The sequence below is a fragment of the Nocardia sp. NPDC004582 genome, assembly GCF_053602115.1.
In genome coordinates this window covers 23,053-30,132 of sequence record NZ_JBSGCY010000080.1, presented here as the reverse complement: position 1 = coordinate 30,132, position 7,080 = coordinate 23,053, and the positions used below count along the sequence as shown (strand labels likewise).

The following is a 7,080-nucleotide window of genomic DNA, read 5'->3' as shown; positions in this document are numbered from 1 at the left end:
GGCCGACCTCGGCCAGCGCGGCCGCGGCCGCCGCTTTCGGGTCGGCGCGGCGCAGGCCGAGAACCACGTTGTCGCGCACCCGCTTCCACGGCACCAGCCGGGGTTCCTGGAAGGCGACCGCGACCTCACCGGAGACGGTGAGCTCGCCCTCGGTCTCCCGGTCGAGGCCCGCCAGCGCCCGCAGCAGGGTGGATTTGCCGGAGCCGCTGCGGCCCAGCAGGGCCACGAACTCGCCGGGGCGGATGTCGAGATCCAGGCCGTGCAGGACGCGGCGTTCGCCGAAGTCCTTGACCAGCCCGCGAATTCGCACGACCGAGGTCTCGGTCACCTTCGGGGTCTCGGCCCGCGCCGGCGTCTCGGCAGCCGTGGGCGTCTCCGCGCGGACGGTCTCCTCCAGTCCGGCCAGGGTCGCCGCGATGACCGAATCGGTCAGTGTGCCAGGAAGCCGCGTCGCCATGACAGCGCTCTCCTCTCGATCGAACGGACGAGTGCGTCGGTGAGCAGCCCGAGCACGCTGTAGACGAGCAGCCCGACCACGATCACGTCGGTACGCAGGAATTCGCGGGCGTCGTTGATCATGAAGCCCAGGCCCGCATCGGCATTCACCTGTTCGGCCACGATCAGCGCCAGCCAGGCCACGCCGAGCGACTGCCGCAACCCGACCAGGGTCTGGGGCAGCGCGCCCGGCAGCACGATGTGCCGGATCAGACCCGCGCGGCTGAGCCGCTGCACCTGCGCGAGCTCGGCCAGCTTGCCGTCCACGCTGCGGATGCCGGCGAAAGTATTGAGGTACAGCGGAATCGCGACGCCGAAGGCGACCAGCACGATCTTGGGCAGCTCACCGATACCGAACCAGAGGATGAACAACGGGATCAGGCCGTAGAACGGCAGCGTCCGCAGCATCTGCATCAGCGGGTCGACGAGGTACTCCCCCGCCCGGCTCAGCCCGGCCGCCAGCGCCAGCGCGATGCCGGCGGCCGCGCCGATGGCGAAGCCCAGCGCGGCGCGGGTCAGCGACACCGAGACCGCCTTGGTCAGCGTGCCGTCCTCGATCAGCTCCACGGCCGTGCGCACCACGGTCACCGGGGAGGCGAGCAGCCGTTCCGGCAGCACCCCGGTCACGCCGGCCAGCTGCCAGACCGCGACGAGCAGCAGCGGCGCGGCGAACCGCGCCAGGACGGACAGGTTCGGCAGGCGCGACAGACCCGGAACGGGCTTGGCCTGCACGGCGATCGAGGACACGACAGCACCCCTCGGGCGGACGGGACGGGGACCGTGACGGCCGAGGGCCTTCGCCCGCCACATCTCCGACCTTGCCGTCCCGGGACCGCCCGGTCACCGGTTGGAATCCCCGTGATTCTGGGATCCGGAGGGCATGGGAGTGCTGTGCGTCAGCTGCTGGGTATCGAGAGAGGGGTGGTGCCGGGTTCCCTCCGCAGCTGGGAACCCGGCACCCGGTCGGCACCGGTGTGGGCGGTGGCCGACGTCTAGTGGCCGTCGCGGACGATCTCCACGGCGCGGCCGAGAATGCCGAGGCCGTGGGTGATCTCGTCATCGCTGACGGTCAAGGGTGGGAGCAGCTTCACGACCTGGTCGGTGGCCCCGGAGGTCTCGACCAGCAGGCCGAGTTCGAAGGCGACCTGGCAGACCTTCTCGGCCTGCGAGGCGTCCTCGAAGACCAGACCCTGGATCATGCCGCGGCCGCGGACCGAGATGCCGCTGAAGGTTTCGGTCAGCGCGACCAGCTGGTCGTGGATGCGGGCGCCCTTGGCGAGGGTGGCGCGCTGGAGGGTGTCGTCGGACCAGTACTCGCGCAGCGCGACCTCGGCGGTCACGAAGGCGGTGTTGTGGCCGCGGAAGGTGCCGTTGTGCTCGCCGGGCGACCACTGATCCAGATCGCGGCGCATGAACACCAGCGCCAGTGGCAGGCCGTAGCCGCTGATGGACTTCGAGACGGTGACGATGTCCGGGGTGATGCCGGCGATCTCGAAGGAGAAGAACGGGCCGGTGCGGCCGCAACCCATCTGCACGTCGTCGACGATCAGCAGAATGCCTCGGGCCGAGCACAATTCGGACAGCGCACGCAGCCATTCGGCGCGGGCCACATTGACCCCGCCCTCACCCTGCACGGTCTCGACGATGACCGCGGCGGGCTTGTCCAGCCCCGACGAGCTGTCGTCGAGCGCGCGCCGCATCCACGCGAAGTCCTCGGGCTCGTCCAGGTAGCCGTCGAACGGCATCGGGGTGGCGTGCACCAGCGGGACGCCGGCGCCGGCGCGCTTGGCGGCGTTGCCGGTGACCGACAGCGCGCCCAGCGTCATGCCGTGAAAGCCGTTGGTGAAGTTCAGGACCGTGGTGCGGCCGGTGACCTTGCGGGCCAGCTTGAGCGCGGCCTCCACGGCGTTCGCGCCGGTGGGGCCGGGAAACTGCACCTTGTAGTCGAAGCCGCGGGGGACGAACAGCAGGTCCCGCATGGTCTCGAGCAGCCGGCGCTTGGCGACGGTGGACATGTCCAGGGCGTGGGTGATGCCGTCGGCCATGATGTAGTCGACGAGCGCCTGCTTGAACACCGGATTGTTGTGCCCGTAGTTCAGCGTGCCCGCGCCGGCGAAGAAGTCCAGGTACTCCTTGCCGTTCTCGTCGGTCAACCAGGAGCCGCGAGCGGTGTCGAACACGGTCGGCCAGTTACGGCAGTAGCCACGCACATTGGATTCGAGCGCCTCGAAAACGGTCGTCTCGGCCATGGTCATCGTGTCGGTCCTAGCGTCGCAACTAAGTGAAACGCTGTTGTTTCTATCACATGGGCGCCGAAGTGAAATCATTTTCTTTCGAATCGGGCAGCCATACCCGCTGCCTATGACCACGTGACGCACACCGCAACAGACCGGGACCGAGCATAACTCGTGGCGGGACACCGGCGGCACCCGCAGGGTCGGACCCTCGCGCGCCACCGTGTCGGCGCGCGCGAGGGTCCGCGACCTCCTCTTCAGGAACCCGATATCGAGGACGTGGCGCGGCGGCTCTACGAGGCCGCGGCGTCGGGCTCCCGCGCGCCCTGATCGAGCCGGAACGGCGGGTAGGCGTCGGTCAGCAGCGAGGCGTAGGCGCGCACCCGCAGCGACCAGCGGTTGATGCCCATCAGGAAGTCGTACAGGCCCGGCGGGTAGACGCCGGTGAACAGCAGCGCGATCACGGCGACCAGCACCAGCGCCGCCAAGGGCGCGAACGAGTTCCGGCCGCCGTACACCAGGGCCGCCACGATCAGATACTGCGGAATTGCGAGCAGCCACCATTTGATCAAGACCAGGCCGCGGCTGAGCCTTTCGGGGTAATCGACCTCCAGGTCTGCCGGATATGCCGGGTCAGGTTCCAAACTGAACGGTGGGTAACGATCGGTGCCCAGCTGTGACAGTGCGTAGAAACGCACGCGCCAACTCCAGCGCAGCACGCCGACATTGAAATCGAAAAGCGCTCTCGGATACTGCTCGGTAATCAGGATGGCGAAGAAGGCGACGATGCTGACCGCGAGATAGGCGATGCTCAGAATGAGCAGGACGATCAAGTGTGGAATAGCGAGTATCCACTTGACTATCCACAGCCAGCGGGATACGGCGGGATCCAGATCCCCGCGGACACGTACCGGATAAGCAGGACTCGGCTGCATGGCCGTCACTCCTCTCGAGCGGCGGCGGCGCACACCTGGCGACCGCCGCGCGAACAGCGGTGAGCCGTTGTTCACCCCATTGTTTCCCCGGCGACGCGAAGATCACATCTGCTTCTCACACATTGTGACCAGATTCGTAATAGCGCCCACGACTCCGAGTTCCGCGTACCACATCGGCATCGTTCGAATTGCGGACAACGGTCGGGTGTGCGACGTTGCTGACTATTCTCCATGTGCCCGGCCCGGCTCGGCACGCCAGCTGATAATCGGGAGACGGAGTGAAGGTGGGTTCGGCGAAAATGTTGCCACCGGGTAACGTGAAGCTCACGCCACCACGGGAATTGATTCGGCCGCGCACCATCGCCGCGCGCCTGCGCCGCATTCTGATCTTCTCCGTCGCCCTGGTGCTGGCCCTGCTGGCGGTCATCATCACCCACCAGGTCAACAGCTTTCGCGACACCGGCGAGACCGCGCGGGCGGTGCGCCTTGCCCTGGACGTCCAGGATCTGGTGCACGAGATCCAGCGCGAACGCGGCCTCACCAACGGCATGCTCGGCGGCGACGCGAGCGCCCGGCCCGCCGTCGGCAACCAGCGCCTGGCCACCGATACCGCACTGCAGCAACTGAATCAGACCCTCAGCGATCAGCCGCCGGGCGCCGATCAGGTCCGCTCGGGGCTGTCGCAGTTCACCGGCGTCACCGCCAACCGCGCCGACGTGGACGCCGGGCGCGCCGACCGCGCCGCGTCGTTCACCTTCTACACCAACGCCATCGCGGCGCTGAACCAGGCGCGCCCCGGCTTCGACCACGCGCCCGACCCACAGCTGTGGCGGGGTCTGCAATCGCTGCACGACCTCGGCGACGTCAAGGAGTTCACCGCCCAGGAACGCGGCTTCCTCGCGGGCGTCTTCGCCGCCGGCGAGTTCGGCCCCGGCGAGTACGTGAAGTTCCTCGACATCCGCGCCGCCAAACAGGCCGCCATCACGGGATTCGAACGCGACGCCACCCCCGCGCAGCGCTCGAAGTTGTACGCCGCCATGCAGACCGACGAGTCCATCCGGGTCAACACCGCCGAGGCCATCGCCATCGCCTCCACCCGCGGCCCGCTCACCGAACCGGTGAACCCGGCCGACTGGTGGCGCGAGATGACCTCGGTCATCGACGGCGAACGCGGCGTGCAGCGCAGCATCGGCGGCGAGATCACCGGCCGGGCCTCCGACCTGCGCCGCGACGCCGCCCTGGTGCTCGCGCTGTACCTGCTGGCCGCCGCGCTCGCCATCGCCGCCCAGGTGTGGCTGGTGGTGGCCAGCGTGCGCGCCATCGTGCGACCGCTCGCCCGGCTCGCCGAGGAGGCGGACACCGTGGCCGATCGGCGGCTGCCGCAGCTCATCGCGGCCTGGCAGAGCTCCGACGACGCCGACCCGGACCCGCCCGAACCGGTCCGCGCCGACGAGAGCGCCGGAGCCGAGATCGCGTCCGTGGCCACCGCCCTGGACCGGGTGCAGACCACCGCCTACGAACTCGCCTCCGCCCAGGCCCGGCTGCGCCGCAACTCCACCGAATCCATGGCCAACCTGGCCCGGCGCAACCAGAACCTGGTGCGCCGCCAGCTCGGCCTGATCAGCGAGTTCGAGCGCGAGGAACTCGACCCCAACGCGCTGTCCAACCTGTTCGAACTCGACCACCTGGCCACCCGCATGCGCCGCAATGCCGAGAGCCTGCTGGTGCTGGTCGGCGAATCCAGCCCGCGGCGCTGGTCCAAACCCATTCCGCTGACCGACGTGATCCGGGCCGGGCTGTCCGAGGTCGACGACTACCGGCGCGTGGTGCTGCGCCGGGTGGACGACACCGCCATCGCGGGCGCGCACGTCAGCGAGGTCGCGCACATGCTCGCCGAACTCATCGAGAACGGGCTGTCGTTCTCCCCGCCCGACCTCGAGGTGGAGATCTACGGCCGCCGGCTGGGCTCGCGGTACATGATCGCGGTCGTCGACCACGGTGTCGGCATGCCGCCCGACCAGCTCGCCACCGCCAATGCTCGGCTGCGCGGCGAGGCCGACTTCCTGGTCGCGCCCACCCGGTTCCTCGGGCACTACGTGGTGGGCCGGCTGGCGCGCCGGCTCGGCGTCGAGGTCGAGCTCACGGTGTCGCCGACCAGTGGCGTGGTGGCCCGCGTCCTGCTGCCCACCGACCTGCTCGGCGATCCCGACGCCGACCGGCCCGCCGCGCCGCAGGACTCGAAACACGCCGCGGGAGCACAGCTTCCGACCGTCGTGGACACCATGCCCGAGTCCAAGCCCGGCCGCCACAGCTCCACCCCGGCGGCCACCGCGGCCGCCCCGGCGGAGAAACCGGCCGCCGCCGCGGATGCCCCGGAACCCAAGTCCCCCGCCGCCACGGACCCCGTCTACGACACCGCCGCCGCCTTCGCGGCCCTCACCGAGACCATCGGCCACATGGGGTCGCCCGCCCCGGGCGAGCCCACCGGCGGCAACGGTGCGCCGGTGCGCCCCAACACGATCAAACTCGTCCCGCTGCCGGACCGGGACCAGCAGGTCACCCCGGCTCCCGCGGCGCCGACCAGCCCGGCCACCGATTTCGCCGCGCCGCAACCTGTTGCGGCCCAGCCGATCACGACGTCCGGCTCCGGCGGCACGCCCGGCGCGATCACCGCCGCGGAGCCGGTTTCACCGGGCTCACCGGCGGCGGGGCCGGACGTTTCGGGAGCCGTCCCGGAGGTGCAACGTACGCGAAACGGTCTCGTCAAGCGCAACCGGAAGACTCGCGGGCACACGGGCGCCACTCCGGGTGGCGCTCAACCGGCAGCCGGGCGGCCTACCCCGACGCCGGTCGCGGACCGTTCACCCGACGAGATACGCAGCATATTGGCCGGATTCCGATCCGGGCATCAGCGCGGGCAGGGCGGCGAACCGCCCCGACCCGGATCGCGACCATAGGAGGACACCGGGTGACCACCCATTACACCGATACCGATCCGCACACCTTCAACTGGCTGCTGGCGGATTTCGTACGCACCACCGACGGTGTCCGCGACGCCGTGGCGGTGTCCTCCGACGGGCTGCTGATGGCCATGTCCCAGGGCCTGGACCGCAATGGCGCCGACCGGCTGGCCGCCATCGTCTCCGGCCTCACCAGCCTGGGACGAAGTGCTTCGCGCAGTTACGATTTCGACGGCCTGCGCCTGGTCATGATCGAGATGGGGCGCGGGTTCCTGCTGGTGTCGGCCATGGCCAACGGCAGCTGCATCGGCGTCATCGCCGACCACAACGCCGATGTCGGGCTGGTCGGCTACCAGATGGCGGTGCTGGCCGACCGGGCCGGCGCGCTGCTCACCCCGGCGCTGATCAGTGAACTGCGAGAATCGTTGAGCCGATGAATGATTCGCATAGGCTGCC

The 7,080-nt window shown here is 69.6% G+C and carries 6 protein-coding genes; 2 read left to right on the top strand and 4 right to left on the bottom strand.

Annotation, left to right across the window (positions count from 1 at the left end):
• The 4 genes from ACWELJ_RS21555 to ACWELJ_RS21540 all read right to left on the bottom strand — a co-directional run.
• On the bottom strand, positions 1 to 457 hold a 457-nt coding region (locus tag ACWELJ_RS21555; protein WP_452367922.1), incomplete at its 3' end, for an ATP-binding cassette domain-containing protein.
• On the bottom strand, positions 430 to 1,242 hold the full coding sequence (locus tag ACWELJ_RS21550; protein WP_452367921.1) for an ABC transporter permease: 813 nt from the start codon (positions 1,240 to 1,242) through the stop codon (positions 430 to 432). The genes ACWELJ_RS21555 and ACWELJ_RS21550, both read right to left, overlap by 28 nt.
• Before the next feature lie 245 nt (positions 1,243 to 1,487).
• Positions 1,488 to 2,750: a diaminobutyrate--2-oxoglutarate transaminase gene (ectB, locus tag ACWELJ_RS21545; RefSeq protein ID WP_452367920.1), complete on the bottom strand. Its 1,263-nt coding sequence runs from the start codon at positions 2,748 to 2,750 to the stop codon at positions 1,488 to 1,490.
• Positions 2,751 to 3,022: 272 nt separating this feature from the next.
• Complete coding sequence (locus ACWELJ_RS21540; RefSeq protein ID WP_452367919.1) at positions 3,023 to 3,664, bottom strand: DUF4389 domain-containing protein; 642 nt, start codon at positions 3,662 to 3,664, stop codon at positions 3,023 to 3,025.
• Positions 3,665 to 3,948: 284 nt separating this feature from the next.
• Here ACWELJ_RS21540 and ACWELJ_RS21535 point away from each other — a divergent pair, with 284 nt between their 5' ends.
• Both ACWELJ_RS21535 and ACWELJ_RS21530 read left to right on the top strand, forming a co-directional pair.
• Entirely contained in the window at positions 3,949 to 6,621 is a 2,673-nt protein-coding gene (locus tag ACWELJ_RS21535) for a sensor histidine kinase (RefSeq protein ID WP_452367918.1), read from the top strand.
• An 11-nt stretch (positions 6,622 to 6,632) separates the two neighbouring features.
• Entirely contained in the window at positions 6,633 to 7,061 is a 429-nt protein-coding gene (locus ACWELJ_RS21530; protein WP_357090392.1) for a roadblock/LC7 domain-containing protein, read from the top strand.
• The last annotated feature ends 19 nt before the right edge of the window (positions 7,062 to 7,080 follow it).

Excerpts from the sequence above, each read along its gene's own strand:
- ectB (WP_452367920.1), bottom strand. The coding sequence starts at position 2,750 with ATGACCATGGCCGAGACGACCGTTTTCGAGGCGCTCGAATCCAATGTG.
- ACWELJ_RS21540 (WP_452367919.1), bottom strand. The coding sequence starts at position 3,664 with ATGCAGCCGAGTCCTGCTTATCCGGTACGTGTCCGCGGGGATCTGGAT.